This is a genomic window from Micromonospora sp. NPDC047793 (genome assembly GCF_040642635.1).
Lineage (GTDB): Bacteria > Actinomycetota > Actinomycetes > Mycobacteriales > Micromonosporaceae > Micromonospora.
In genome coordinates this window covers 216,536-241,028 of record NZ_JBEYSG010000004.1, presented here as the reverse complement: position 1 = coordinate 241,028, position 24,493 = coordinate 216,536, and the positions used below count along the sequence as shown (strand labels likewise).

Annotated in this window: 24 protein-coding genes; 12 read left to right on the top strand and 12 right to left on the bottom strand. The window is 67.8% G+C overall.

Features of this window, described 5'->3' with window-relative positions:
• Positions 1 to 2: 2 nt before the first annotated feature.
• Positions 3 to 947, bottom strand: a complete 945-nt coding sequence (locus tag ABZ738_RS11245; protein ID WP_357212486.1) for an SDR family NAD(P)-dependent oxidoreductase — start codon at positions 945 to 947, stop codon at positions 3 to 5.
• Positions 948 to 1,056: 109 nt separating this feature from the next.
• On the opposite strand from ABZ738_RS11245, the gene ABZ738_RS11240 reads away from it, so the two are divergent.
• Positions 1,057 to 1,722 carry a TetR/AcrR family transcriptional regulator gene (locus ABZ738_RS11240; RefSeq protein WP_176093853.1) on the top strand — a complete coding sequence of 222 codons (666 nt, stop codon included), beginning with the start codon at positions 1,057 to 1,059 and terminating at the stop codon, positions 1,720 to 1,722.
• A gap of 34 nt (positions 1,723 to 1,756) precedes the next feature.
• The gene (locus ABZ738_RS11235; protein ID WP_357212484.1) at positions 1,757 to 2,500 is read left to right on the top strand and encodes a hypothetical protein; all 744 of its coding nucleotides are present in this window, start codon (positions 1,757 to 1,759) and stop codon (positions 2,498 to 2,500) included.
• 97 nt (positions 2,501 to 2,597) lie between these two features.
• Here the strand turns inward: ABZ738_RS11235 and ABZ738_RS11230 are convergent, their stop codons facing one another.
• Entirely contained in the window at positions 2,598 to 3,563 is a 966-nt protein-coding gene (locus tag ABZ738_RS11230; protein WP_131051222.1) for a 2-dehydropantoate 2-reductase N-terminal domain-containing protein, read from the bottom strand.
• Positions 3,564 to 3,648: 85 nt separating this feature from the next.
• Here ABZ738_RS11230 and ABZ738_RS11225 point away from each other — a divergent pair, with 85 nt between their 5' ends.
• The 5 genes from ABZ738_RS11225 (at position 3,649) to ABZ738_RS11205 (ending at position 7,393) form a co-directional block, all read left to right on the top strand.
• Complete coding sequence (locus tag ABZ738_RS11225; protein ID WP_176093850.1) at positions 3,649 to 4,218, top strand: TetR/AcrR family transcriptional regulator; 570 nt, start codon at positions 3,649 to 3,651, stop codon at positions 4,216 to 4,218.
• 131 nt (positions 4,219 to 4,349) lie between these two features.
• Positions 4,350 to 4,991: a TetR/AcrR family transcriptional regulator gene (locus ABZ738_RS11220; RefSeq protein WP_357212481.1), complete on the top strand. Its 642-nt coding sequence runs from the start codon at positions 4,350 to 4,352 to the stop codon at positions 4,989 to 4,991.
• A complete protein-coding gene (locus ABZ738_RS11215) occupies positions 4,988 to 5,761 on the top strand; it encodes an SDR family oxidoreductase (RefSeq protein ID WP_357212479.1) in 774 nt (257 codons plus the stop codon). Before ABZ738_RS11220 ends, ABZ738_RS11215 begins: the two co-directional genes overlap by 4 nt.
• Positions 5,758 to 6,636, top strand: a complete 879-nt coding sequence (locus ABZ738_RS11210) for an ABC transporter ATP-binding protein (RefSeq protein WP_357212477.1) — start codon at positions 5,758 to 5,760, stop codon at positions 6,634 to 6,636. The genes ABZ738_RS11215 and ABZ738_RS11210 overlap by 4 nt, the downstream gene beginning before the upstream one ends.
• 31 nt (positions 6,637 to 6,667) lie before the next feature.
• Positions 6,668 to 7,393 carry an ABC transporter permease gene (locus tag ABZ738_RS11205; RefSeq protein WP_357212475.1) on the top strand — a complete coding sequence of 242 codons (726 nt, stop codon included), beginning with the start codon at positions 6,668 to 6,670 and terminating at the stop codon, positions 7,391 to 7,393.
• Between the two features lie 39 nt (positions 7,394 to 7,432).
• Here ABZ738_RS11205 and ABZ738_RS11200 read toward each other — a convergent pair whose 3' ends face one another.
• A complete protein-coding gene (locus ABZ738_RS11200; protein ID WP_357212473.1) occupies positions 7,433 to 8,182 on the bottom strand; it encodes a glucose 1-dehydrogenase in 750 nt (249 codons plus the stop codon).
• A 113-nt stretch (positions 8,183 to 8,295) separates the two neighbouring features.
• A complete protein-coding gene (locus tag ABZ738_RS11195; protein WP_357212471.1) occupies positions 8,296 to 11,931 on the bottom strand; it encodes an endonuclease/exonuclease/phosphatase family protein in 3,636 nt (1,211 codons plus the stop codon).
• 318 nt (positions 11,932 to 12,249) lie between these two features.
• Between ABZ738_RS11195 and ABZ738_RS11190 the strand changes: the two genes are divergently transcribed.
• Positions 12,250 to 12,732, top strand: a complete 483-nt coding sequence (locus ABZ738_RS11190) for an RICIN domain-containing protein (RefSeq protein ID WP_161594883.1) — start codon at positions 12,250 to 12,252, stop codon at positions 12,730 to 12,732.
• Positions 12,733 to 12,800: 68 nt separating this feature from the next.
• On the opposite strand, the gene ABZ738_RS11185 is transcribed toward ABZ738_RS11190, so the two are convergent.
• The 4 genes from ABZ738_RS11185 to ABZ738_RS11170 form a co-directional block, all read right to left on the bottom strand.
• Positions 12,801 to 13,772, bottom strand: coding sequence for a zinc-binding dehydrogenase (locus ABZ738_RS11185; RefSeq protein WP_131051213.1), 972 nt, complete (start codon positions 13,770 to 13,772; stop codon positions 12,801 to 12,803).
• Between the two features lie 93 nt (positions 13,773 to 13,865).
• Complete coding sequence (locus tag ABZ738_RS11180) at positions 13,866 to 14,087, bottom strand: hypothetical protein (RefSeq protein WP_131051212.1); 222 nt, start codon at positions 14,085 to 14,087, stop codon at positions 13,866 to 13,868.
• A gap of 2 nt (positions 14,088 to 14,089) precedes the next feature.
• Positions 14,090 to 15,292 (bottom strand): helix-turn-helix domain-containing protein, encoded by a 1,203-nt coding sequence (locus ABZ738_RS11175; protein ID WP_357212469.1) that lies wholly within the window; start codon positions 15,290 to 15,292, stop codon positions 14,090 to 14,092.
• A complete protein-coding gene (locus tag ABZ738_RS11170) occupies positions 15,279 to 15,449 on the bottom strand; it encodes a hypothetical protein (RefSeq protein ID WP_236145550.1) in 171 nt (56 codons plus the stop codon). The genes ABZ738_RS11175 and ABZ738_RS11170 overlap by 14 nt, the downstream gene beginning before the upstream one ends.
• Before the next feature lie 150 nt (positions 15,450 to 15,599).
• Here ABZ738_RS11170 and ABZ738_RS11165 point away from each other — a divergent pair, with 150 nt between their 5' ends.
• Positions 15,600 to 16,349, top strand: coding sequence for an XRE family transcriptional regulator (locus ABZ738_RS11165; RefSeq protein ID WP_176093841.1), 750 nt, complete (start codon positions 15,600 to 15,602; stop codon positions 16,347 to 16,349).
• A gap of 274 nt (positions 16,350 to 16,623) precedes the next feature.
• Here ABZ738_RS11165 and ABZ738_RS11160 read toward each other — a convergent pair whose 3' ends face one another.
• On the bottom strand, positions 16,624 to 16,938 hold the full coding sequence (locus ABZ738_RS11160; RefSeq protein ID WP_131051209.1) for a hypothetical protein: 315 nt from the start codon (positions 16,936 to 16,938) through the stop codon (positions 16,624 to 16,626).
• A gap of 777 nt (positions 16,939 to 17,715) precedes the next feature.
• Between ABZ738_RS11160 and ABZ738_RS11155 the strand changes: the two genes are divergently transcribed.
• Positions 17,716 to 18,198 (top strand): hypothetical protein, encoded by a 483-nt coding sequence (locus ABZ738_RS11155; RefSeq protein WP_357212466.1) that lies wholly within the window; start codon positions 17,716 to 17,718, stop codon positions 18,196 to 18,198.
• A gap of 291 nt (positions 18,199 to 18,489) precedes the next feature.
• Here ABZ738_RS11155 and ABZ738_RS11150 read toward each other — a convergent pair whose 3' ends face one another.
• The 3 genes from ABZ738_RS11150 to ABZ738_RS11140 form a co-directional block, all read right to left on the bottom strand.
• Positions 18,490 to 18,786 carry a hypothetical protein gene (locus ABZ738_RS11150; protein WP_131051208.1) on the bottom strand — a complete coding sequence of 99 codons (297 nt, stop codon included), beginning with the start codon at positions 18,784 to 18,786 and terminating at the stop codon, positions 18,490 to 18,492.
• Positions 18,783 to 18,971: a hypothetical protein gene (locus ABZ738_RS11145; protein WP_236145549.1), complete on the bottom strand. Its 189-nt coding sequence runs from the start codon at positions 18,969 to 18,971 to the stop codon at positions 18,783 to 18,785. The genes ABZ738_RS11150 and ABZ738_RS11145 overlap by 4 nt, the downstream gene beginning before the upstream one ends.
• Positions 18,972 to 19,122: 151 nt before the next feature.
• On the bottom strand, positions 19,123 to 20,334 hold the full coding sequence (locus tag ABZ738_RS11140; protein ID WP_131051206.1) for a helix-turn-helix transcriptional regulator: 1,212 nt from the start codon (positions 20,332 to 20,334) through the stop codon (positions 19,123 to 19,125).
• A gap of 372 nt (positions 20,335 to 20,706) precedes the next feature.
• On the opposite strand from ABZ738_RS11140, the gene ABZ738_RS11135 reads away from it, so the two are divergent.
• Together ABZ738_RS11135 and ABZ738_RS11130 are read left to right on the top strand one after the other, a co-directional pair.
• Positions 20,707 to 21,612 (top strand): abortive infection family protein, encoded by a 906-nt coding sequence (locus ABZ738_RS11135; protein ID WP_131051205.1) that lies wholly within the window; start codon positions 20,707 to 20,709, stop codon positions 21,610 to 21,612.
• Between the two features lie 778 nt (positions 21,613 to 22,390).
• Complete coding sequence (locus ABZ738_RS11130; protein ID WP_131051204.1) at positions 22,391 to 23,863, top strand: hypothetical protein; 1,473 nt, start codon at positions 22,391 to 22,393, stop codon at positions 23,861 to 23,863.
• Positions 23,864 to 24,493: the final 630 nt, after the last annotated feature.

The window sequence follows — 24,493 nt, the reverse complement described above, 5'->3', positions numbered from 1 at the left end:
TCTCAGGCAGCGCGCAGGCCGACGATGGGCGACTTCTGCGGAGGTTCGACGGCCGGTAACGTGACTCCGGTGAGGTCTTCGGAGACGGCCCAGAGTCGCTTCTGGACGGCCACCTCGTAGGACTTCGGGCTGGAGGTGACCAGTCGGGGGTGGCCCATGACCTCGTTGCGTCCGCCGGGGCCGTAGTACTGGCCGCCGAGCACGGCGGGGTCGGTGGCGGCGCGCAGGGTCGGCAGCGCGCCCATCGCCGGTGACTGGGTGATCAGCGGGGCGAGCCAGGTGAGTGGGAGCCGGAGTGCCGCCGGGCTGTTGCGGGCGAGTTCGGTGCTGGACATGCCGGGGTGCGCGGCGACCGCGACGGTGGTGCCGTGCGGGGCGAGGCGGCGCTGCAACTCGTAGGTGAACAGGAGGTTGGCGAGCTTGGACTGTCCGTAGGCGGCGACCCGGCCGTACGACCGCTCCCAGTGCAGGTCGTCGAAGTGGATGTCGGCCCGGATGCGGTGGCCGACACTGCTGACCGTCACCACCCGTGAGCCGGGCACCGGCCGCATCAGGTCCAGCAGCAGCCCGGTGAGCGCGAAGTGCCCGAGGTGGTTGGTGCCGAACTGCAGCTCGAAGCCGTCGCGGGTGGTCTGCTTCGGGGTGTACATCACGCCAGCGTTGTTGATCAGCAGGTCGATCCGGTCGAGTCGGGACCGTAGCTCCCCCGCTGCGCTCCGGACGGAGTCGAGCGAGGTCAGGTCCAGTGCCTGCACGGTCACGTCCCCGGCGATCCCCGCTGCGGCCTGCTGGCCCTTCGTCACGTCGCGTACGGCGAGCACCACGGACGCGCCGCGTGCGGCGAGCGCCTTCGCGGTCTCGTACCCCAGTCCGGTGTTGGCGCCGGTCACCACGGCGACCCGCCCGCGCTGGTCCGGGATGTTCGCCGTCGTCCACTTCTCGCTCATGCGAGGCTCCCCATCGTTTTAGGTACCGGAGGTACTTTGTAACGACGACGCTAAAGTACTCGCGGTACGTTGTCAACGTACCGGAGGTACCTAAGCTAGGCTGGCGATCGTGACCTTCCAGCGGGCGCGGACCGAGGAGCAGCGCGAGATCCGCCGACGGGCGATCCTCGACGCGGCGTCGGCGATGCTCGACGAGATGCCCGTGGCCTCGGTCACCCTGAACGAGCTGAGTCGCCGGGTGGGTCTGGCGAAGCCGAACGTGCTGCGCTACTTCGAGTCCCGCGAGGCGGTGCTGCTCGAACTGCTGGACCGCCACCTCCAGGAGTGGCTTGCCGACCTGGCCGGCGAGTTGGCCGACTCGGTCGACGACGACCTGCCCATGGCCGAGCGGGCGACGGCGGTGGCCGAGGTCCTCAGCCGCTCACTGGCCGCCCGAGTGGTGCTCTGCGACCTCTTCGGCGCACAGGTCGCCGTCCTGGAACACAACGTCTCCGTCGAGGTCGCCCTGCGCCACAAGCGCGCCTCGAAGGCGCACCTGGCCACCATGACCGCCCTGATCGAGAAGCGTCTGCCGGAGTTGGGCGAGACCGCCACGCTGTTCAGCCTGCAGACCATGGTCATGGCCGGCGCGCTGTCGGCGTACAGCACACCGCCGCCCAGCCTGGAGGCGGCCTACCAGGCCGAACCCGACCTGGCCCGCTTCCACATGGAGCTACGGGACTCCCTGAGGCTGGCACTGACCGCGACCCTCCTCGGCGTGCTACCCCGCCGCTGACGCCCGGCATGACGGCATCGGACATGATCGAGGCGTGGGTGACCTTGTGATCAATCTGCTGGCGAGCGTCATCGCCGGTACGGTGGTCTGGCTCTCGGGGTTTCTGTTACGTCGGCGCAAGCTGAACCGGGCACGGGCGTTCTTCGGCCTGACCGCCGGAGCGAGCTGCCTCCTGGTGGTCTCCCGGCACGCGTCGTCGCCGCGCGAGTTCAGCGTCCACCGCCGCGACGTCGCCGCACTGGTGGAGCTGGCCACCATCGCCCGGGAATGCGGCGCGCACGCGGACCGGGTCGGCGAGGACCAGCCGACCGGGGAGATCGGCCGGCTGACCGAGTTCTGCGTCGGCGGCCCCGGCGGTGCCAGCCCGCGCAGCGTCACGCACGTACGCGCGATCCTCCGTGGCGTGACGTACGAGATCTTCGACGAGGAGAAGCGTCGGAGGTCGTTCACGGTCGGCGGCACCGAGTACGTCTACCGCCCGGAGACCAGTTACGTCCTGCTCGCCCGGTTCTGGGGTCCGGTGGGTGGTCGCCCGGTGTTCTTCATCGGCGGCCTGACCGCAGGCAGCAACCTCGCCGCCGCCCGCTACCTGAGCACGCACCACCCGGAGCTGGCCCGCACCTACGGCGCCGACCGGCCGTTCGCGCTGGTGCTGCGCATCATCGAGCCGGCCGCCTACGGCACCGACTTCACCGAGTTGGTCGCCGACGTCACCGACGTGGCGTTCCAACCGGATCCGCAGCCGGCGCAGCCGACGCAAGGAACGCAGCCGGCGTAGGCGGCTCCAGACTCGGTGACGCGCGGCGTCGCATGTAAGGAGGGGTCCCCTGCTATACACCAGGCGTTAGCAGGGGACCCCTCCTTACATGCACCGACTACGCAGCCGCCGCCGTTCCCGCCGTCGTCGCGTCGGTGAAGTAGGGCTCGGCCGCCTCCAGGCGGGGCACCCGTATGCCGAGCCGGCGCGCCTCCGCCAGCGTGTCGCGGCAGACCGCGCGCAACTCCTCGGGGTTGGCGTGCGCCGTCGTCACCCTGCGCGCCGGCGGGAATCGGCCCATCATCCAGGCGAGTGCCGGCGCGGCCAGCCAGACGGGTCCGGTGAACGGCAGCAGCGAGGACCGATGCCGCCGCAGGTCGACGCCCCGCGCCTCGACCAGCGGTAGCAGCTCGCGGACGGCGAGGATCGCTTCGCGCATGTCGCCCCGCGTCAGCGTGGACAGGGAACCCCGCCGCAGGCTCTGCGTGTGCAGACCCGCGTTCTGGACGAAGTGGACCGCCAGCCAGCCCCGGAAGTCGGAGTTCTCCTGGGTCCGGAACCCGGCCCCGCGAAACACCTCGCGGACGGCCCGCTCCCGCTCGGTCGGCGGCCGGTCGAGCGTACCGAGGAAGACCATCGGCAGCAGGGACGCCCGCAGCACCCCGTCGTCGCCGAACCCGCCGCCGGCGCCGGGAAAGCCCCAGGCCACCTGCTCGGTGGGGAGATGCTCGATCGCGGTGAGCGGCTCGACCCACAGGTTGTTGAAGACGAGCACGGTGGCCCCGCCCACGCGTGGCCCCAGGAATGCCGCCGCCTCGGCGAAGCCGTAGTGCTGCACACTCAGCACGATCAGGTCGAAGTCATGGTCCGGCTCCAGCGACTCGCGGAGGCGCACCGGCCACTTTTCCACGACCCGCTTCCCCCACGGCCGCCGTCGCGCGTCCAGCAGATCAACGTCGATCGTGTCCCCGTACGTCGCCGCACGCCCCGGCCGGACGTAGAACTCGACATGGTGCCCGGCCCGTTCCAGGGCCCACCCATAGGCTGCACCGACAACGCCCCGGCCGAACATCAAGATCTTCACGCGCCACCTCGTACCCTATAATTGGAGATTGCCTCCACTTCCAAAAATATGGAGACAGTCTCCACTTGTCAACCTGGGACCTCACGTGACCGACGCCAAGCCGCTCCGCGCCGACGCCCGCCGCAACCGCGAAGCCCTGATCGCCAAGGCCCGCGAACTCTTCGCCAAGAACTGCTTCAACCTGCGCTTCGACGACTTCGCCAAGCTGGCCGGCGTGGGCACCGGCACGCTCTACCGCCACTTCCCCACCCGGGAGGCCCTGGCCGAGGCGGTCTACCGCGAAGAACTCGCCGCACTGTGCGACCGCGCCCGCGAGCTGCACGCCGCCCTCCCCGCCGACGAGGCGCTGGAGTCCTTCCTGCGCGGCTTCGTAGCCCACCTGGACGCCCACGAGGGTCTCGCCCGCACCCTCGCGACGCTCATGACGACCCGCTCGGAGACCCTGGCCGAGGGCGCCCAGGCCCTGCACCAGGTCATCGCCGACCTCCTGACCGACGCCGCCGAGGCCGGATCCATCCGCGACGACGTGAGCGCCGACGCCGTCATGATCGCCATCAACGGCATCTGCGCGGCCTACGACCACCCGAGCTTCCGCACCAATGCGGACCAGGTCCTGACGCTCGTCGTCGACGGCCTCCGTCACACCGCACCCTGAGCGGCATCCCGGCACCCGACCTACGCACAACTCGCCCGCGCGGCGGGCGCGCGGTCCTCGGAGCGACCCACAGATCCCGGCGGAACTGGCTGCACTGACGGGCCGTTGGCAGTGCGTGCTAAATTTTGGCCATGGTGCCAAATCCTGATCACGACGGCCAGCCACGCTCCTTCATCGAGGAGGCGCGGCGGGCGCAGATCGTGAACGCCGCCGTGGAGACCATCGCCGAGGTCGGCTATCACCGCGCGTCGATGGGCAAGATCGGTGCCCGGGCGGGTATCAGCCGTGGGCTGATCTCGTACCACTTCGCGGGGAAGTCCGAACTGATCACGCAGGTCGTCACCACCGTCTACGCCGACGCCGCAGCGTCCATGGCACCGGTGATCGATGCCGAGACCACACCGGCAGGCCAACTACGGGCCTACATCAGTTCGAACCTGGGATACATGCGCGTCCACCCGGCCCGGATGATCGCCCTCGTCGAGATCCTCACCAGCGGCGGCCTGGCCGATGTGTCCGACGCCGACCCCGCCGAATTCGACCGGCAACTGCTGTTGCCGCTGGAGCACCTGTTGACGGCCGGGCAGGAATGCGGCGACTTCCGGGACTTCGACGTCACCGTCATGGCCCGGATCGTGCGCGGCGTGATCGACGCCGTGCCCACCGCGCTCTCCCGCGATCCCGCCCTCGACATCGACCGTTACGTGCGGGAGATCACCACCGCCATCGACCACGCCACCCGGCCGGTCCCGTCCCGCACGGAGAAGACATGAACCCCCTCGACGGCACAGTCGCACTCGTCACCGGTGGCGCCAGCGGAATCGGTGCGGCCATCGCCCGTCGCTTCGCGGCCGGCGGCGCCCGCGTCGTCATCGCCGACGTCGATCCGGCCGGGGAAGCGGTCGCCCGGGAGGTTGCCGGCGCCTTCGTGCGTACCGACGTCGCCCGGCTGGCCGACAACATCGCCGCCGTCCAGGCCGCGACCACGCACTTCGGCCGCCTCGACGTCGCCGTGCTGAACGCCGGAATCGGTGAACAGGGCAGCTTCACCGACGATTTCCGGCCCGAGCACTACCGCGACCTGGTCTCGGTCAACCTCGACGGGGTGGTCTACGGGCTGCACGCCGCTCTGGGGGTGTTCACCGCGCAGGGATCCGGCGCGATCCTGGCCACCTCCAGCCTGGCCGGCCTGAGCGAGAGCCCGATGAACCCGCTCTACGCCGCCACCAAACACGCGGTGATCGGGCTGGTCCGCTCCGTCGCGCCGATCGTGGCCGCCCGGGGCGTCACCGTCAACGCGCTGTGCCCCACCTTCGTCGACACCCCGATCCTGGGGGAGGCGGTCCCCTTCATCAGCGACCTGGGAGTGGCCGTCCTGTCTCCCGGACGGGTCGCCGAGGTCGCCGAGCTGGTGCTGACACGCGGCGGGACCGGGCAGGCGTGGCCGGTCGTACCGCACGGTGAGCCGAGCCCGTTCGCCTTCCCCGACCTTCCGTCGATCATGTCCGACCCGCACCGACAGGTCCCGGAGGCCGCCGCATGACCGTCCTCGCCCACGTACGCGACCTCACCCGCCGCTACCACGACAAGGCCGCGCTCGACGGTGTGTCCCTGGACATCCCGGCCGGGCAGGTACTCGGACTGCTGGGCCCCAACGGTGCCGGAAAGTCCACCCTGATCAACGTCATGACCGGCCTGCTCCGGCCCAGTTCCGGCAGTGTCGAGCTGTGCGGCGGTGACCCGCGCAGCGAGTCGACCCGCCGCATGATCGGCGTGACGCCGCAGGAGACCGGGCTCCCGGAGACCTGGCGGGTCGCCGAACTGGTGGACTTCGTCTCGGCGCACTTCCCCGATCCGGTCGACCGGGCCGAACTACTCGACCGCTTCGACCTCACCTCGTTGGCCGACCGGCAGGCCGGCGGTCTTTCCGGCGGACAGCAGCGGCGGGTCGCGGTCGCGCTGGCCTTCGCCGGGCGGCCCCGGCTGGTGTTCCTGGACGAACCCACCACCGGTCTCGACGTGGACGCCCGGCGGGCGTTGTGGGACGGCATCCGGTCCTTCCACGCCGACGGTGGAGCCGTGCTGCTGACCAGCCACTACATCGAGGAGGTGGAGGCCCTGGCCGACCGGGTGGTGGTGATGGACCAGGGCCGGGTCATCGCCGACGGCGGTATCGCCGAGATCCGTGGCCGGGTACGGCTCAAGCGGGTCACACTGACCGACCCGGTGCTGCCCGCACTCAGCGGAGTCGCCTCGATCGAGCCGGACGACGACCGCGCCCATCTGCTCACCAACGATGCCGCCGCGCTGGTCCGGGAACTGGTGACCGCCGGCGCGTCCTTCACCGACATCGAGATCGAATCCGCCTCGCTGGAGGACGCCTTCCTGGCGATCACCGGCGATCGGCGGACCACCTGACCGGAAAGGCCGTTCGATGTCCTCCTTGACCATGACCTACACGCGGCGGAACCTCGCCGACACCATCCGGACGCCCACCATGTTCCTGACCGTGGCACTGGTTCCGGTCGGAGTCATGGTGTTCTTCGTCGTACCCTTCATCGGCCAGGACCCGGTGGCGATCACCTCGGCCACCGCGACCCTGGTGGTGTTCGGGGTGCTCATGGCCTGTGTCGGTCACTTCAGCGTGGCGATCGCGGCGCAGCGGGAGTCGGCCTGGGGAAACTATCTGCGCACCCTGCCCGGTGGAATCGGGCCGCAGATGTCCGGCTATCTGCTGGTCGGGCTGGCGGTCGTCGCCGCGGCGGTCATCCCGATCCTGCTGGTGGCCGGCGTGTTCACCGCCGCCTCGGCTCCGCCGTCACGGGTACTGCTGGCGGCGGGGGCGCTGATGGTCGCGGTGGTGACCTTCACCCTGCTGGGGCTGGCGATGGGCTACCTGATGTCGATGCGGGTGGCCGCCATCGCCAACAGCGTCGGCTTCCTGCCGCTGGCGGTGGCCGGCGGGATGTTCTTCGACGACGCGGACACGCCGAAGATCATCGAGCAGATCGCACCCTTCGTACCCACCCGGGGCGCGACCGACCTGGTGCTGGTCGCGCTCACCGGGGAGTCCGTCGGGCCACTGTCACTGGTGATGCTCGCGGTCTGGATCACGGTCCTCGCCGGACTCACCGTCTGGGGCCACCGCCGCGATCAGGTCCGCCGGTTCACCTGAGGCCGCACCCCTCTCCCACCCTCGGGTGTGGCGTGCCCGTCATTGCGGCAGACCCTGGTAGTCGGCCGGGCCGGCGATCTGCCCACCGTCGCCCGCCACCTCGCTGCCGGTGACGAACGCCGAGTCGTCGCTGGCGAAGAAGAGAACGATCCGGGCGATGTCGTCCGGCTGCCCGACCCGGCCGAGCGCGACGTTGCTCGTGTCGAACGTGACGCCTTCGGTCATCGGCGTCTGGATCTGGCCGGGGTGCACCGCGTTCACACGGATCCCGTGGACGCCCAACTCCAGCGCGGCGGTCTTGGTCAGGCCCCGTACGCCCCACTTCGACACCACGTAGCCGGACATCCTCGGCACGCCCTGGAGAGCGCCGACGGAGCCGATGTTGACGATCGATCCGCCGCCGGCCCGCTTCATCGCCGGGACGACGGCCTGGATGCCGTTGAAGACACCGATCAGGTTGACGTCCAACGTGCGCTGCAACCGCGCAGCGTCCCACTGCTCCAGTGGAGCGGGGTCGGCGATGCCGGCGTTGTTGACCAGGATGTCGACGGAGCCGAAGCGCTCCTCCGTCCGCCCGACGAGGGCTGCCCACTCCTCTGCCGACCGGACGTCGAGTCTCTCGGCGACGGCCTGCGGCCCGAGTTCCGCGGCGAGCGCCTCCGCCACGGTGCGGTTGACGTCGGCGATGACCACGTTGGCGCCCTCCGTCACGAACCGGCGTACGGTTGCCGCTCCCATTCCCATTGCTCCGCCCGTGACCAGCGCGGTCTTACCCTGAAGTCGCTCCATGGCGAGTTCCTTCCTCCCGCACCAACGGCGCGGGAATCTCATTCGTCGGTATCGGTGCGCCGGCTGAGGCGGCCCCAGGCGACCTGCCCGGCCTGGGGCCGCCTCGACGTGAGTCAGTCCGCCCAGCGCCAGTTCTCGACGCCGTCGGAGCCGGCGAACTCCACCGTGAGCTGGGCGTGGACCCCGTGGTCGGTCAGGTACAACGGAACCGGTGCACCGTGGAACCCGGTCATGTTGTAGATGCTCATCGAGTCGGTGTCCTGGTGCATGCACCACACCTGGCCGTCGCTGTTCGGCGCGTACGGCTCCAGTACCACCTGCCCACCCGGCAGCGGCTCCGTCCCGCCGGGCGACGACGTCAGGTACTCGTCACCGAAGAGCAGATGGAAGCAGCGGTCGGCACCCCGCTGGCCGACGAAGATCGGCTCCCAGCCTTCGGTCGCCGTGTCGTTCGGCAGCAGCCGCACCGGTCGGTTCTCGACGCCGTCCGGATCGGCGACATCGATCTCGGTCTCCCCTTGCGGCGACGTCGCCACGTGCCGGATCTCCCGCCGTTCCCCGACCTCGGTCTGGGAGGCGAAGAACCAGAGCTGCTCCGCCGAACCGTCCGCGTCCCGGACACCCAGCAGGAAGTCACCGGGCGTGATGGCGGTGAGCAGTTGTCCGTTCACGTGGTTCCGCAGTGTCCACGCGCCGTTGTCGGCGATGATCGGCCGCCACAACTGGTCGAGCCTCCGTGCCGAGCTGAGCGCGGCGCGGGAGTTCGGCGCGCTGCTCTCCAGCCCGATGTACCGGCCGTCCGCCACGTTCTGTAGCCGCAGGTGACCGTCGAACTCGTAGTCCCAGTCCAGCCGCCACCGCTGGTCCCGTCCCGCGTCATAGGCGGTGTCCGGAACCAGCGGGCCACCGCCCGGCTCGACGTCGGCCACGTTCGTGGTGGCGGCGTTGCGCAGCAACGCCAGGCCCGGCAGCGTCGGAGTGGCAAGCGGTGGGTTCTCCGCAGCCGCGCGCAGCGTCAGGCTGTACCGGACGGGAAAGTGATCCGAGGAGACGGTCGTCGTCAGTGTCCTGGCGTTGAGCAGGGTCGGCGCCCCGCCCCCGAAATCCGTCACCCCGTAGTCATAACTGTGCGTCGGATTCTGGGTGGGATGCGTGTGCTGAGGCGGATCCATCACTCCGAACTGTTGCGCAGGCAGCGCGTTACGGAGATTGTTCGGTTCCCGGTTGAAGTCGCCGAGCACTATCCACTCGTAAGGACCGTTCGGGCCCGGGTTGTTCTGCATGTGCGTACGAATGTTCTGCAATAGAGCTGGCGTGTCGGGGCCGCCGGGCGACCAGCCGTGCACGGTGAAGAACACCGTCTCGCCGCGCCGCACGCCGAGAGCGGGACGGGAGCCGTTGAGTCCGGCGGCGACCACGATGACCTCGTCCGCCGGCTCTCGGGTGGCCACCGCCAGGTTGACCCGCCCGAAGCCCGCCGGCGAGGTGTCGGTGTGCAACCAGTACAACCTCGCGCTACCGGGGCGCCCTTCGCTGCCCCAGCGATACTCATCGACGGTCGGGAATCCCGGGCCATTCGGGACATTGCCTCGATCGTAGACATTCTGCTGGTGCTGGGCTAGACGGGTCATGCCCGGCGAGGGCACTCCGGCTTCCTGCAGAGCTACGACGAATGCCTGGCTCTGCGTGAGGAAGCTCCTCACCTCTTGGTACTTGTTCTGGTAGCTGCCATCCGCCGCGGACCCCGCTCCCTGCATGTTCCAGGTGATGACCTCCTGGCGGTTCTCGTCCCGGGGATCGAGCTGGCCGACGTCGCGGAGGAACAGGGAGGGCCACCGCTCGTTGCGGACGACGACGCCCTGGCCGTCGAAGGTCGCGGTCTCCCGCCCGGCCCAGTCCTTGATCGGTGCGCCGCCCTGGCTCAACGGGGCGAACGCGCGCGGGTTGTTCGCGTCGGAGCCGAACTGGTAGATCGCGCTGCTGTTGCCGCTACCCACCGAGTAGGGCGCGTACGGCAGGAACGGGCCGCCGGGCGTGGACTGCTTGATCAGGGTGTTCTGGTGGAAGACGTTCTGCGGGCCGGAGGCACCGGACCACTTGATCGCCTTGGCCGCCGCCGCCCACCAGATCGGGAACCAGGTGCCGTCCTCCAGCTCGCCGCCCTCACCGCCGCAGTTCGCGGTGCAGTTGCCGGACCGGTGCTCGTACGGCACGCGTACGGTGTTGCCCTCGAACAGGTTGTACCGTTCCCAGCCGCCGTGCAGGTTGAGGTCGGAGTCGAGGTCGTTGCGGAACGCCACGTTGCCGCTGGCCGACCACTGGAACGTGAAGTGCCGCAGGTTCCGGCTGGTGTTGTAGGCCCAGAGCGAGTCCCACACCCGGCTGCCGCGCAGGTAGCCGTTGCCGCCCTTGCCCTTGTTCCACGCGCCGTCGAAGGTGTTGTGCTCGATCTGCAGGTTGCGGGCGACCTCCGTGACGACCGGGTGCGAGCCGGTCATCGTGCCGGTCAGTCCGCGCACCCAACTGTTCGCGGCCCACTTGAAGGCGAGGCCGTGCATGGCGTACTCGGGCGCGAGGTTGCCGTAGTTGTGCACCGCGTCGCCCGGCGGCGTGGTGTAGCGACCACCGCCGTGCTTCGGCATGTCCAGCAGTTCCTGGCTGAAGGCGAAGTTCTCGAAGCCGACCCCTTCGACCACGCGCAACGGCGTGATCTTGCTGGTGTAGGCGGTGCTGCCGATCGGCGCCGAGCCGTCCGACGTCGAGTCGACCGGCACGTCGTACTCCAGCGGCCGGTCGAGGGTCACGGTCTTGCGGGTGCGGTCCACCTGGACCGCCCGGAACATCTGCTGGCGCATGTGCAGGTTCTCGCGGACGCCCGGGTCGTCCGGCGACAGGCCCTGCTGCTCGTAGAAGTTCCGGCTGTTCGCGGCGCCGACCCAGACGTAGCCACCGACGACGAACCGGTCCATCTTCGCCGCCGCGTCGATGTGGATCACAGAGCGCCCGGTACGGGCCGAGAAGCCCGGGTCGCCGGAGGCCGCAGCCAGTTTCACGCCCGAGGCCCAGTGCTGGTTGATCGACCCCTCGAACAGGTCCTTGCGGTTGCGCGGTGCGGTGGTCCACTCGTCCAGGTACCGCTCGGCGACCTCGCGGGTCTGCACCTTGAACAGCGCACGACCGGGCCAGATCCAGCCGCCCCTGCCCTCGTCGGGGGCGGTGCCCCAGATCATCGAGTCCTGGTGCCACCGGCTGCCGTCTGCGGTCAGCGTGTCGTACCGGGTGTCGGCGCCCGGCCGGAAGACGACGCGGGTGCCGCCGTCGCCCGCACCCTGACCCCGCAGGATCAGGAAGCTGGCGTCGACGTAGATCTGCCGGGTGATGTCGATCCGCCCGGCGGGCAGGGTGATCAGGGAGAGCCGGCGGTGGTTGCCCGAGGGCGAGCAGGAGTCCTTGATCTGGTCGATCGCGGCCTGAAGGCCGCTGCTGTCGTCGATGCTGTCGTTCGCGCGGACGCCGAACTCGCTGGCGAGCCGAGCCGTGCTGATCGTGCAGGCGCCACCGGCCAGGTCGCCGTCGGACGGCAACGGCGCGCCACCCAGATAGCCCGCGCGGGACCAGTCGGGCATCCCGGCGACGGGCTCGATCCGGTTGGCAGCGGTCAGGTTCGCGGCGGTCGGGTCGACGGCGGCTGTCTGGACCGCCGCCGCCGGTGCTGTCGCCTGGGCCGGGGAGGGGGCCAGCACCGCCACCGGTATCAGCAGCAGCGTCGATAGTGCTCGGACGAAGCGCGCTGTGGATTTCCCATGCGCGGTGGATCGAATTTCCCGCATACCGATGACGACGATCCGGGCGGTCGATGGTTCACGTGACCGACAACACTTATCCGCCGCTACGACACCACTCGCCCAAAGTTCACTACAGATCTTGTGTAGAGGGTCACCGGATCGAAACTTGCGCCGACAACAACCGTGTCGATGTAATGACTGCCGCCGCCGTCCACAAAGCTCACTATTCAGCGTGAGCAACCACGGCGAATGTCATCATCACCTCATCCGGGAGACCGCAGAATGATCCGTAGCAAGTCCGCCGGGGCGCTGTTCACCATGGTGATCACCCTCCTCGCCAGCCTCATGACGGTGATCGCCGCGCCACAGGCGGCGTCCGCCGCAGCGGCGCCCGTGTACCACCTGCGCAACGTGCAGACCGGGCTCTGCCTGGACAGCAACTCGTCGGGCACCGTCTACACCCTGGCCTGCAACGGCGGAAACAACCAGAAGTGGTACGACCTGCCCGCCGCCCCCATCGTCCACCGATACATCATGGTGAACGTCGCCACGGGTCGATGCCTCTCCACCAACTACAACGGTGACCTTTACACCGCAGCGTGCGAGAACAGCCAGCCGCTCCAATTCTGGTACTTCCTCACGCAGCCGTCGCGAGTGGCGAACGAATTGACCGGCCGGTGTGCCGACAACAATTACAGCGGATGGGCCTACGCCGAACCGTGCAACAACGGCAATTACCAGAGGTGGCACAAGAACTGGCTCTGACCGCACCGGAGCAGGGGCTGCGTCGGGGCAGTGATGCCCCGACGCAGCCCGGTCGGTTTCCGAGGCGCTCAGATCAGCAGCAGGGTCTTCCCCACTGCGGTGCGGTTCTCGATCGCCGCGTGGGCATCGGCGGCACGTTCCAACGGAAAGGTCTGCCCGATGACCGGCCGCACCACTCCGGCCGCCGCCCGGGCGAACATCTGCTCCGCCCACCGCGCCACTTCCGGCCCGAACCCGAACAACTGCTCGATGCCGATCACCTCCACACCCCTGCGACGCGCCTCGGCGGGCTCGATGACCGTGGCCTCGCCGCTGGACGCACCGTGCACCGAGAACCGACCGCCACGGGCCGTCACCTCGAACGCGGCCCGCCCGATCGGGCCGCCGACACCGTCGAACACCACATCCGCTCCCCTGCCGCCGGTCGCTTCGAGGACCCGCCCGGCCCAGCCCGGTTCGGAGTAGTCGACCACCGCGTCGGCGCCCAGGCCCCTGACCACATCGAGCTTCCGGGACCCGCGCGCAGCTCCGACCACCCTCGCGCCCGCCGCACGGGCGAGCTGCACCAACAGGCTGCCCACCCCACCTGCCGCCGCTTCGACGAGAACCCACTCACCGGCGCCGATCGTGGCGTGCTCGACCAACCCCTGCGCCGTGCTGCCGTCGCTGTACAGGGCGGTGGCCTCCGGGAGACCCAGGCCGTCCGGCACCGGAAACAGATCCCCGACCAGCGCCACCACCTGCTCGGCGAAACCGCCGGTCTCGCGCGTGCGGGCCAGAACGCGCCGTCCCCGCCACGCCGGATCCACCTGCGCACCGACCGCGCTCACCAGCCCGGCGACCAGAGTTCCCGGCACGTACGGCACCTCCGGCCGTTCATGCCACCTGTCGGTGCCACGCCGGATCTGCGTCTCGACGAACGTCATCCCCGCCACCGCCACGCTGACCACGACCTGGTCCGGTCCGGCCACCGGATCTGGCACCTGAGCCGGCACCAGCACCTCGGGTCCCCCGAAACGAACTACCTGGACCACTCGCATTCCACCCGCTCCCGTCCGTTCGCCGACGCGAACATCGAGAGCATGCAACCTGACGTCAGGTTGAGGTCAACCGATGCAGGTCGACGGCCGCCGTCAGCCGGAGTCACCCTCTTCCGGCTGTCCTGCGGTACTCCACAGCCGTGTTTCCTTCGCCGATCGGAGGACGTCCCGCGCGGCGGCAGCCACTGGACAGTCCGCCGTGCGGCAGATCGGGCAGCAGCCGTCGGGGCCGGGTCGGTGGTCGCGCAGTACCCAGCGGGCGGTCAGGATCAGTCGGTTGCGGATCTGGGCCAGGGACAGGAACGGCGCGGTCATCCTCAGCCCACCCCGATGGTGGCGGCGAGGTGCACAAGCGTGGTCGGGGCGGTGGGGTCGCGGACGATCTGAGCGAGTACGTCCCGGCCCGCCGGACGGTGCCGGACCTCGGCCGGCGCCATCCGGTCGGCCTCCATCAGTGCCCGGCCGGCGTTGATCGGATCATCGGTGTGCAGGTACGCGCGGGCGGCGTCGATCAGGTGCCCGGCGCGGTACTCGACGGGCAACCACCGCCAACCGTCCCGGTCGGTCGCCTTCTCGTGCCACGCCACGGCGTCACCGCCGTCGCCCAACTCCACCGCTGCGCTCACCCGGGCCGCCTGCACCGCCGTCGGCCCGAACCCGGTGCGGTGGTGATCATGCCCGTCACCGACCTGGACGGCCAACGCTGCCGCCTCGTCGAGCAGATCAGCCACCGCCGTCTCGTCACCTGATCGGGCGGCAGCCAACGCCGCCTGCACCAGCAGAGCCCCGCCCAGCGACAGTTCCTCAGGTGCGCCTTCCTCGACGACCTGCGGCGCGATCCGGTAGGCGGCGGCCAACATCGCCGACCTGGCCGCCCGCACCTGCCCACACCCCCGCAGCACCTGACCAAGTTGCACCGCTGCCGCAGCCACCAGGATGCGGTCCCCGGTGGCAGCGGTCATCGCCCGATCGACCGCCAGCCACGCCAGATCCGGCTCACCCATCTTCACCAACAGCGACGCGGCGATCCGATACGCCTCGACCAGCGACCCCCGACCCGCCACCGGATCCGCCGCGTGAACGCGCTCGACATCGGCCAGCAACTCCGGCAGCCGGTCGGCCACCCGCTCGTAGCGGGCGTGCTGGAAAGTCGTCCACACGTAACCGACCTGCCGGTCCACCTGCGCACCGGACGGCAGCGGTCGACTGCCCGCCGGTCGGCCGAGGGGAATCGCGTACCGCGACAGAGCCGCGCGGACCCGTTCGACGTCTGCGGTCCGGTCGGACACATCCGTCGGCTGGACGTCCCGGCCCAGCAGCACCGCCGTGTCGATACGCAGGACCGTAGCGACCTCCTGGAGCGTGGACACCTTGTCCAGCGAGCGCACTCCCCGCTCGACCTTGTCCACCCAACTCTTCGACTTCCCCAACCGATCGGCGAACACCTGCTGCGACAGCTTCCGCCGCCCCCGCCAGTACGCCACCCGCCGCCCCACCGGCAACAGCTCAACGACGCCCACGACGCCACCGCCGATCCGGCACCGCCCGCGTGGTCTCCTCCACCGGGATTCGATCCGCCTCCGCCTCGGCCAACAGCCGACGCTTCGCCGCCTCCCGCTCGGCCGCCTGGATCTGCTCACCCCGACTGACCGCCGGCTCGTCGCCTTTACCCGGCATCCTTGACCTCCGCCTGTAGGAAGCGGCGGCACGCTGACCGTCGCAGATCCACAGTGACGTCGGGATGTCACCTGTTGCGACGGCACAAGACCCGACAAATCAACCACATAGCCGGCGACATTTGGGCGACATGACGCTAGGGTGACGGTCATGACCGCCCCCAACACCGCGTTGCGCGCTGTCCGCACCGGCATGCGGATGAGCCAGGACGACTTCGCTCGCGCGCTCCAGGCCGCGGGCCACCGCGTCGGCGAGCCCAATGACGCCAACAAGCGACTCGTCCAGCGATGGGAGTCCGGCACGATCGCCGCGCCGCGCCCCGTCTACGCCCGCGCGCTGGAAGTCGTCACCGGGCTACCCATCTCACTCTTGGGCTTCGCAGCGGTACCCAACGGGCATGTCGCCGACGACGACCACGGCGGCCACGACCTGACTTCTCCCGTGTCCAGCCTGGCTACGCCGACACCGACGTCCAAGCCCACGACAACCGGCCGTTCATACGAAGGCGTGTGGCTCAGCCGCTACCAGTTCTACTCCAGCGGGCGGGGGGACTCCTTCGCTGGACAACACTTCGTGGTGCTGCTCCAGCACGGCGATCGACTGACGGCACGCAGCCTGCCTGGCTCGGCGTCCTCGTCTCTCTCGCTGGACCTGACTCTGGACGGTGCCGTCGTCACCGGCACCTGGGTAGAGCAGACCGACCCGACCGGCTACTACCGGGGCGCCCGGTACCACGGGGCAATCCAGCTCATCGCCGAGCCGACCGGTCGACGGATGGCCGGAAAGTGGATCGGCTTCGGCAAGGACATGGACGTGAACACCGGCCCGTGGGAACTCGTCTTCCGCGACGCCTCGACGTCTAAAGCGACACTTGATCGCTACAACACGTCGGCGGGGTAGGTCGCTGCTGTCCGGCAGCGACCTATTCGGTTGTTCACCGTCGTCCGTCGGGTTTGGCGTCAACCGCCCCGGTCGTCATCCAGTTGGTCACCCGATTGATCGACTTACACTGGTGCCATGCGGCGACGGGACGTGGTCTGGTGGGCTTGGCCGGCGCAACCGTGCCGGCCTGACTCGCGGCGGCCACGGAACGTTGACCCTCAGCCGGTTGTCGGGTGCAGACCAATGCCGCCCTCTGCGTCGGACATGGAACGGGCAATCGATGGCTGTCGTACTAGCAGTGGCCGACCTTCGTCTGGTTCGACACCTGGGTGGCGATCATGTAACCACGCCCGTACACCGAGTCGACCTTAAACCAGCGGTTGGTACCGTTCCACCACTGATTGTCAGTCCAGCACAGCATCGTGACTGCGGTGGCCCGTGGCATCTCGAAGTAGATGCCACCGGTGCTCGGTGAGTTCGACAACGAGCAGGTGGAACTGTTGCAGTAGGACGGGCCGAACGCCTGCGCCGGTGTCCCGACGGCGACTATCGCTGCCGTCGCGGCAATCACCGAGGCGAGCACCGCCATGGCTCGCTTGATCCTCATCAAACCCTCCAAGCCTCGACGACACACCACGCACAGTGGGAAATTCCATCACAGAAAGTAGCATCGAGTGTTGGCGCTGCATGATGCCTGTCGGATAGGAGACCGCGCAGTCCGGTTGACGCCAAGACAACCTTGACGCCTGTACGGACGGAAGCTCGGCGACCTTGCCGTCCCATGCCGTCTGCCGCTGGCCGATGCTGCTGTTTTCCCTTCCGGACCTTGCGATAGAGGCTGACCTGCTCATGTGAGTCCGTCTCCCGGCGCTGGGTCTACGCCTGCTTTTCCTGTTCAAGATGCCGTCCCGGTCCGTGGTCGTTTACAGGTGCTCGCCGGTTTGGCTGCTCCCTCGGCTGCTCGGGGGCCCTGGCGCCTCTGCCGCCTTGGCCCCTGCCGCAGTGTCTCGTCCTGGAGTGTCCGGTCGGACGACTGCCATAGTGGATCTTGGTGATTACCCTGCCCCTGCGGATCCTGAAGGTTTCCCCTTTGGATTCTCTGCTGACAATTGAGGAAACACCGCTGGGGCCCTGGTACGCCGTGGGCCTCTCCCATGGCCTGCTGACATGGCGGTGCGCTTTCGTAGTCCGGTTGCGGGGGAAGGAGCGATCGCCGATGCCCAGCGAGGGAGCCATGACGACCTACCGGCGTCGTAGGCATTGGAGACGTGGCCACTGGGTCAATGACCACCGCGTCAATCGCACCCGCTCCACTGCACTCTCCCAGCCGAGTTCCGCCCCGACCGTGACGGGCAGAGTGGGCTGTCTGTGGATTGCCGGCGCCATGATCGCAATCCCGTTCGTTGCCATGTACTGGATCGTGAAGGCGTACATCAAGTGGCCAGCCGCGCGGGTCGGCCTCCTCGCCATCATGGGTATCAACACCGTGGTAGCGGTCGTGGGTACAGCGTCGCAGGATGCCGAGATGTGGCCGGCCGCTGCACTCTTTGCGGTGATTAGCGCACTGATGGGCTGGCACGTGTGGCACACGTTTGCTCGTCATCAAGGGAATGCAGAGGGCGTGGCGACCATCGAAGCGCCTCCGGTTCCACGGGGCTTGGACGCGACACTGCAAGCTCAGCCGCCAGCATCATCGACGCAAGCGCCAGCCGCCGTGGAGCCGACACGGACGCAGCGGAGCCCGGAAGCTGAGGCTGAGTACCAACGGGCGGCCGTGGCCTTCCGCATGCTCTTGGCCAGACGCGCGCTTGCCGGCATCGCGAGGCCGGCCTCCGGCACTGGTGCCCGGCTGCGCGTTCCAAGCTAGTGACTTGCTATGCGACCCCCGCTTACTCGGTCGCGGCCGTCCGCGCAGCATGCTGGCATGCCGGGGCCGGTGATACCCCGGAGCACTCGCTTACAAGCTCTGTGCGCCGCACCCACCGCATCGTGGGCTATCCGGGGGCTCGGCCCCCGGAGCAGAAATGACAAGGCCCCCTGGTCCGCGCATTCTGCGGACAGGGGGCACCTGGGGACTTGTGGGCGATACTGGGATCGAACCAGTGACCTCTTCGGTGTGAACTCACGGCAGACCGGCCGGATCGGGTGTCGTACGAGGTCATCTGGGCTGGTGACGCTCGTTCCGGTCCGGTGCGGGTGGCACGGTTGCTGTACTTCGCTGCTGTACTTCCGGCGGCTGTCTCGTCCAGCCGATGAATCGGCGGTGCAGGGTGCCGGCTGCTGTCCAGGGCATGTCCTCGGCGGCCTGAATGAGGTAGGCCCCGAGGTAGAGCGCCAGCGACACCGGCGCGTCGGCGTACTCCGCGCGCAGTTCCCGCCGCCGGGTCGGGCACGGCCACGGGAGGTCACACCCGCCGCAGCTCCAGATCGGCATCATCGGACCGTGGCTGGTCATCGCTGGTCCTCCGTCTGCGGCCAGCGTCCTCGGGTGATCGGTATCCGGTGTCGGGCTCGGCACGGCAGGTCGGCTCCGCAGTTGCAGATGCGCCGCCAGTGCTGCCAGGACCACACCGGCCGATGCCGCCGGGCGAAGGTCAACGCGGTGGCGGAGACGTATTCGTCGTATGAGACGCGCCGCACGTACCCTCCCTCGTCGCTCATGAGGGCGGCTCGGTCGCCCTCTGGCTGAGGGACACGGCGGCCGGGCGTGACTCGCACCGACCACCGCATCCCGTGAGCGGAAAGCTACGGTCGGTGGCCGGGCGGGATGGGTAAGGTTCCTACCCCTGGTTCAGGAGACGAGTCCGACCTTCGTCGCCAGGTCACGGGCGGCATCCCGGGTGGAACGCGGACCGTCGAGCAGGTCCATGGTGATCTGGCGGGCGTACCCGTTGAACCGGATCGTCTCCGGAGCAGACTCGTACGCCTGCCGCAGCGCCGCCACGGTCGCTTCCTTGTCGTCCTTGCCGTAGTGCGCCCGCGCGACCTCGATCAGGTGGCGTGCCCGACGCGGCCTCGACGGAATCGCCGCCGCATCATGGCGACGGGCCTGCCGCACCGCTTCGCCCGACTGCTGCAACTCCACCGCCACCGTCACCGCATGAGCACCCATGATGACCCGCGAGAACGACGTCTGCGACTGATAGAAGCTCTCCGGCAGGCGCTGCGCCACCTGGTCCGCGCGGTCCCAGTACCGCCAGGCACGACCTTCCTCACCAGCACGAGCAGACGTGTACGCGGCCTCGAAGTTCAGCGCACCCCACAACGCCAACAGATTGGTGCTCCCGTCAGCCGCCCGCGCCTCCAACGCCGACAACACCTCCAGCGTCACCCTCATCGCGGTGTCCCAGTCACCGGCCTCCCGATGCACCTGACACAGGAACCACCCCGCACGGGCGAGCGCCTCCGGATCACCGGACTCCTGCGCCGCCACCATCGCCCGATCCGTCACCCGCCACAACAACTCGGCGGCAGGCTGGTAGGCGACGAACATCTGTGCCAGCCCGAGCGTCTCCGCCCACAGGGCCTGCGCCTCCCGCCGCTGGTCACCCTCGTACGCCAACACGGCCCGCTGCCCGTCCCGCAGCAACCCCGGCAACAGCCCGCCCAGCACCGTACGGTGATCCGCCGCCTGATGACGCGCCCGCCACCCCGCCGCAAGCCGCTCCCGCAGACCAGACAACGACTCCGGCGGCGCGTCATCAGGAAGCGCCACCTGATTCAGGGCCGCCCGGACCGACACCAACGCCGGATGCTCCGGCCCGTTGACCACAACAGACCGATCGCCCAGCTCCGCAGCCAAGGCGGACACGTCGATCTTCAAGGCTCGCGCGATGCGATCCAGCATGTGAATTCGCGGCGGCAGAATCCGATCCGTCTCCACCGCCTTGACCCACTCGGCGCTGCGGCCCACCAACCCACCCAGCACCGTCCGAGACTTCCCGGACCGCTCCCGATAGACCTTCAACCGCTGCCCGAACGTCAACTCCGGCAAGGAATCCACCCGGACCCCCCTCGCATAGCACAGGACGCACCACCGACCCATCGGCCGCCACCACCGCCAACGCTACCGACCAGCCCGACGCCCCATAACCCTCACACGCCAGCGACCCGTTCCACGCCGGAGTGGTATCCGGACCCCTCGCTTGTAAGTTCTGGGCGTACTGTCCGGCACCGTCCGCGCACGTCTATGACGTCGGGCGCTGATCCGTAGCCCTCCACCACCGGCTCTCTACGTCTGGCCCTGTTGCTGTCACCGTTGCTGTCGGCAGCAGCGGGCTGACTGTTCGGCAAAGACGCCCAGTCATACTGCTATCCCAACTCGTCGTATGGTGATCACAACGTCAGCCGCCCCTTACCTCACGGAGAGCTTGCGATGACGCCTGACGACCTCTTCGATACCACGACCACCACTGGCTTCGGCGGCAGCTGGCCTACGGTAGACAGCAAATTCAAGACTGATCTGCTGGAACAGCTGCGTCGAGGTCCGGTCGATGCCGTTGATGATGTGGATGTGGCCGAAGCCCTCGCATTGTTGCTACACGGCGACTTCATGGCTTTTGGCACGGGAGGAGGAGAGCGGTTATCAGACGCTGAGGCCCGCCTCGCTCTGCGAGCCCTACGGTCGACCTGCGCCCGGCTCGGCCTAGCGATCGAAGTCCCCTGGCAGGACTTCACATCCTTTCGCAGCTACTGGCTAGCACACGACGGATACGGATCATGGGCAGCTCGTCGACAGATGGTCGGCGAGGCATTCGAGCCCCTGCTCCAGCGGCTTTACCGGTTGCAGGAGCAAGTTCCCGCAGGCACCGTGGTGGTACCAGCTCTCAACGCCCTCACAGACCCAGCCGTCATCACTGAGCATCTGAAGCGCCTCGCCGCCAGTGTGGACACCGACCCTCGGCTGGCAGTCAGCGTCGCAAAAGACCTGGTTGAAAGTACCGCAAAGCTCGTCCTGCGAGAACGTGGCGTCGAATACAACCCAAAGGATGACCTCCCAGCACTGGTCGCACAGGCACAGCAGGCACTACGCCTCCATGCTGCCGGCGTAGCCGACACGACAGAAGAAGCAAAGGCGTTGAAGACTATCCTCGGATCGCTGTCTCGCCTGACTCAAGGGGTCACTGAGTTACGCAACCAGGTTGGTGTGGGACATGGACGTGACTCAGTCCCTGGATGGGTCCGTCCACGCCATGCCCGTCTTGCCGCTGGGGCTGCCACTACCTGGTGCAACCTGATGCTGGAGACGCTTGGAGATCCCGAAGCGCCTTGGCGCGCATGAAGACCCTTGGTCGGGACAGCGACCCTCTGCTTGGGAATCGTGCTGATCTGCACCGTGGGTAGTCGTCCCACTGGGCAGGCGGAGCACGCAGCGTCCAGCTTGCCGCAGCCGGTGTGCCCCTGCGCGCCGGTATTGACCCCTGCATCGGGCACGACGACCGGTTCGGTGCGAACGAGAACCACCCGCCTTCGATGAGCTGGGCCAGCAGTAGGGCTCAGCTGCCAGGACGGTCCGCCGCAGTCCATGGACGTCCAGCGTTGCTCGTGCCCATCGTCACCCAGTTCCGGCGTCAGACGTTGAAACGGAACTTAGACCGGCTCGGTGGTGACCTGCGGCGACCTGGTCGGCACGCTGGTCACGCCCCGTCGTGGGCTGCCGTCGCTGCTGGCTGGTTGCCGACGTTTGACGGTGTCTTGTGCCCCCTGCGTGCCCCGAGCAGGTCCGCCGCAGCTTGCCGCACCGGCGTTTAGCAGACGGTGCAGGAAGGGTGTAGCGCCGGCACCAGCACTCCGCGTCCTATCAGCACGAGAGCCGACCGGCTTGCCAGCCGGCTGCTTGATCATTCCGCGCATGTTCCGGATCTTGTGATGTCGGCCGATCTATTGGCTCCACGGGGCTTACACCCACAATCATCGGTTCCTGAGCTCGGGCTTCAACTTGAGAGGGCCTCCTCTCTCTCCGGCATGCTTCGCCAAGAGGGCTGGCCGACCAAAGGTTCGAAGTGTCGCCTTTCAGTCATGCCGGACCGAAACTCTCCTCCCACGACTACCATGCACCGATGGTGCTCGATGTTCAGCTATTATGGGAAGAGCAGGACGAATTGGACAGCCTCGCAGAAGCCGCGACGGCCGCCCTGTCGGAGCCCCTGACGACCGAGATGATTGAACACTACCTAGATTTGCTTTCTCACTTTCATGAGATGGCAGAGAGAGCGGGGGGGTATGGAGCGCAAGGGAAATTCTCGAAATCAGGAACACTTTATCAGGCCGCCTCGCAAGGGCTGTTGAATGCAGCTATTGCACTACAAGACAAGGTGCGAACTTCCACCGAGGCCAATTTTCACGAATTAGACAAGGCCGCCGAGGCTATTGAAGAATTGCGCGCTTCGGCTGATTTTTATGGCGGCATGCATGGCATACAAATGGGTTTGCATTTCAGGACCATGCAGAATACAGAGGAATCGGCCAGGTTCTTCGGTATTGCAGTAGACCATTTGCAGAATCGTGCAAGCGAAGACAACGACGCCAGGTGGTTCCTGTCCAGCGCAGAGGCTCAACTACTGCTCAGTCAAGCCATTCAGTCCAGCAACCGTGGGAACTTTTCGCGAGCCCACCTTCTACTGGGCCAAGCCATCGCGCTCCAAGAGGAAGCATCTCGTCAAATAGTCGAGGCACGGAGTAATGGCGATTTCGGCTTTCCCCCAAATATCGACGACCTGATGATGATCGACGTCAATGGGTTTCGTTACATGTTCCACAACATGGCATACCAGGATCACGTATCTCGTGGGCACTACGAGAGCGCACTTCAAGAAGCCGAGGCCGCCTGCGAGGTTATCACACAAACCCTGGAAGGTGCAGCAAGCGCACCCGACTGGCTCGCAATTACACTCGAAGCCGAGCAGCTCAAAAGCATTGTGAACAAGGAGCGCGCATCCGCGCTCGTGGCTCTTGAGTCCCGCGAGTATTCGCAGGCAATAGCCCACTACCAAATCGCAAGGGCAAATTGCAACAAGGCGGCACAGGTCATAGTGCGGCTCAGAAATCCCAGCAGCGAAAAGTTGCAAGAGATTCTAATGAACCAAAGCTTGACTATTGATGTAGCCATTCGACAAGCACGGGCCCAAGCGGCCCTCGCCAAGGAATTGGAAGACGCGAAGGCGGAAATTGTCGAGCTTCGCCGAAGCTTTGCCGCCTCGCTGAACAGCGCGGGCGTAACAGTCAATGCGAACTCGACGGCCGACATTGCGGCAAAATTCGACCAAAGCATTCAGTTTACGCAGCACCTGGAAGCTATGAGTCGGATAGCGCTAGATCACTTCCTCTCCGAATTGAAATCGAGCGGGCAACTTCCTTCATCGATTGTTGAACGCATCGCAGCCGAGGGTGCAGCGCTACAGAACACTCCTGAGACCGGAACTGGCTTCTTGGCGAAAGTCCGTGACTTCTCAGCACGGACAGCCGCGCTTCTCGCGCCTTTCGGGGCGATTGCTGACGGTGTAGTTAAGCTATTACCACTATGGCCAGGTTAGAGTAGCGCTCGGCCATTTAGGAGCGCTAGCTAGCGGCCAGCACTTACCATCCCGTCTGCCGTCGACCCGCCCACCGGGGAGCGGGCCGCCGCCCGGCCCGCCACGTCAAGACGGCCTTGACGCACGGTCGGACGCTGGCGGGTCGGGCGGTGGTCTGCTCGGCTTGCCCGGGTCGAGGGCAGGCGGGATGGCCCGCGCAACCACCCACGGACCGCGAGCCGCCGACGGAGCCCCGGCCATCCTGGAGCCGGAGCGCCCCCGCCGGAGGCGCAGTAACCGCAACCCCGCCACCGACCCGGCAGCCGCCGACGGACCTGGCGTGCGCTCCCCTACGCCGCGCGGTGCTCGCCGCGCGGCCCGGCCGGCTGCCGGCCCATCACCCCACCGGGAAACGGCCTGTCGTCATGCGGCGGCCCACCGGGCTACCCGCTCTCCGCGCCAGCCGCCGGGCGTATTGCGTGGCCGGAGTCGGAGCGCCAGCGGAGCGACGGGCACGCGCCCAGGCGGCGGCGCGTGCGGCCCGTTCAGGGCCGCCTTGATAGACGTACAGAAAGTCCTCCCACACCAGTCGGCAGCCGGTCCGGACCAGCTCAGCACCGAGGTTCACGGCGGGTTGACGAGTCGGCACCC